Origin of the sequence: uncultured Neisseria sp. (genome assembly GCF_951230505.1) — a bacterium.
GTDB lineage: Bacteria > Pseudomonadota > Gammaproteobacteria > Burkholderiales > Neisseriaceae > Neisseria.
On record NZ_CATNVN010000203.1, the window covers coordinates 1 to 2,646 of the forward strand.

Sequence of the window (2,646 nt, forward strand, 5' to 3'; positions counted from 1 at the left end):
ATTGATGGCGGCCAATACCAAATCTTCCAGCATTTCTTTGTCGTCAGCGGCTTCTTGAATTAAATCAGGGCTGATTTCAAGTTTGCGAACAACGTGCGAACACGTCATCACAACTTTCACCAAACCATTGCCTGCTTCACCTTCAACTTCGGTTTCAGCCAGCTTGGCTTGTGCCTTTTTCATGTTTTCCTGCATTTGTTGAGCCTGTTTCATCAGGCCGCCTAATCCGGCTTTTCCGAACATGTTTTACTCCTATGGGTTTGAATAAATGGGTTTCACTCATGCCGTCTGAAAAACGCTATTGCCTGTCAGACGGCCTTGTATGTCAGTATTTTAAGAATGCCCTGCCAACTCTAAAGAATCCGGCAGCCATTGCGCTTCAAAGGTTTGCAAGATTGTCTGCGCCGTTGTATCCGCTTCCAGCAAATCTTGCGCCTGCTGCCGCCCTTCTTCTTGAATACGGTTGCGGCGCATCACCGGCGTTTCCCAGCCTTTATCATCCTGCCAAGGCTCGGTTTGCAACCTTAAATTACCAAGATGGTAGGCCTCGCTCAATGTCTGGCAGATTTTGTCCAAGCGCTCTTTATTAGCGGTGGCTTTGGCCTCATCCGTCAACGACAGCATGATTAAACCTGCTTCCGCATCATAATTCGTCCATGCCGCATTTTGTGCCAACATCTGCGCCGCACCTAATTTACGGGCGAAACGTTCGATAATGCTGTGCCAATTCTCAGTTTTAAACTCAGGCAAAGGAGTGAACTGAAGCTCTTCTTCATCTCCCTCCTCTTCTTCAGGCTCAGCAGACACAACCGGCTGCGGTACTTCCATCACATCAGCACGATGTGAATCTTCAAATGCATATGCTTCATCAAAATACGGAGGTGGAATTTCCTCATCCATGTGCGGATATTCTTCCGGCTCAGGGGCCGTCTGAACTTTTGCCACAGGCAATGGCTCCGCTGCTTCTTGTATCTGCGCCGCTTGAATTTGAGGCGGCTCAGCCGATACTTGGCTCGGCATTTCCTCCCAAGGCGGTACATCCGCCTGTTGTTGCCGAACAGGCTGAACGGTTTCTTCAGACGGCCTTTCAACGGTATCCTGTTTGCTCGGAACAGCCTCTTTCTCAACCGCCGGTGCTGCTATCGGCTCAGATTTCGGCAGCTGAAAAGGCTTTTTTTCGGCCTCAGCTTTCTGATGATCGGAATGCAAATCCGTGTGTTCAATCTGACTTTGCGTATCGCAGCTTGAAGCGGCCAATGGCGCAAATGCAAGCATGCGCAAAAGCGTCATGACAAAACCGGCATACTCGTCCGGAGCCAGCGGCAAATCCTGTTTGCCATGAATAGCACATTGATAATAAAGCTGAATCTGTTCTCCACTCAAAGCCTGACTTAATCGCAGCAAAGTTTCACGTTCAGGGTCGTCATTTGCCAAGGCGGAAGGAATGGTTTGAATCAAAGCCAAACGTTGCAACAGCATGGCCAATTCTGCCAATGCGCTGTCAAAACCAATCGCTCTGGCGGACATTTCCTGAGCTTTTTCCAGCAAGGCCTCACCGTTTTGCTTGATGATTCCTTCAAGCAATTCAAACAAATATTGTTTATCGACCGCTCCGATCATCTGGCGGACATCTTGTTCGGCAACTTTACCCGAACCTATGGCAATCGCCTGATCCAAAAGGCTTAACGCATCGCGCATCGATCCGGCGGCGGCACGTCCTAAAAGTTGCAAAGCCTGAGGCTGATAAGGAACGTTTTCACGGTCCAGGACATGTGCCAAATGCTCGGCAACCTGCTGGGTTGTCATGTTGCGCAAAACAAACTGCAAACAGCGGCTCAATACGGTAATGGGGACTTTGTGCGGATCGGTGGTCGCCAAAATGAATTTAACGTGTTCGGGCGGCTCTTCCAAAGTCTTCAGCATGGCATTGAACGCGCTTTTGGAAAGCATATGCACTTCGTCGATGATATAGACTTTGTATTTACCCGCAGTCGGCGCGTATTGCGCGTTTTCCAACACTTCGCGGATATTGTCGATACCGGTATTTGATGCCGCGTCGATTTCCAATAAATCCACATAACGGCCGCTGTCAATTTGCGTACAGCTCTCACACTGACCGCACGGCTCGCCATGCACGGCATTTTCGCAGTTCAAGCTCTTGGCCAAAATCCTGGCAATCGTGGTCTTACCCACACCGCGCGTCCCTGTCAGCAGATAGGCATGGTGTAGACGGCCTTCGTCCAGCGCGTTGCGCAGGGCTTTGACGACGTGTTCCTGACCGACCAAATCGGCAAAGGTTTTCGGACGCCATTTTCGTGCAAGAACTTGATAAGCCATGTTGTTTCTCTACGGGAAATAAATCGGAAGGCCGTCTGAAAAGAATGATCCGCTCTTCAGACGACCTCAGAAAATAGCATATATTCTAGCATTTTTTTGATTTTTATTAAGGATTTTCTATCAAGCCGACGGCGACAGCATATTATTGCAATGTTAGAATGCTACACAAATGATAAACAATTTGAAGCTCAAATTATTATGTCTGAAATCATACTACGCAACCAATCTGCCACAATGCAAGTCAATACAATGGGCGGATATATTGATTCCCTGGTTCTAAAAGTACGGGAAGTCTTATTTCCCAAAACC

At 48.5% G+C, this 2,646-nt stretch carries 2 protein-coding genes; both read right to left on the minus strand.

All coding sequences use genetic code 11. The features are described 5' to 3' along the window. Positions 1-243, minus strand: a 243-nt coding sequence (locus Q1M25_RS09425) for a YbaB/EbfC family nucleoid-associated protein (protein WP_300484048.1), incomplete at its 3' end; no start/stop codon positions are given. A 90-nt stretch (positions 244-333) separates the two neighbouring features. Then, positions 334-2,337 (minus strand): DNA polymerase III subunit gamma/tau, encoded by a 2,004-nt coding sequence (gene dnaX, locus Q1M25_RS09430; protein ID WP_300484051.1) that lies wholly within the window; start codon positions 2,335-2,337, stop codon positions 334-336. Positions 2,338-2,646 lie beyond the last annotated feature (309 nt).

Excerpts from the sequence above, each read along its gene's own strand:
- dnaX (WP_300484051.1), bottom strand. The coding sequence starts at position 2,337 with ATGGCTTATCAAGTTCTTGCACGAAAATGGCGTCCGAAAACCTTTGCC.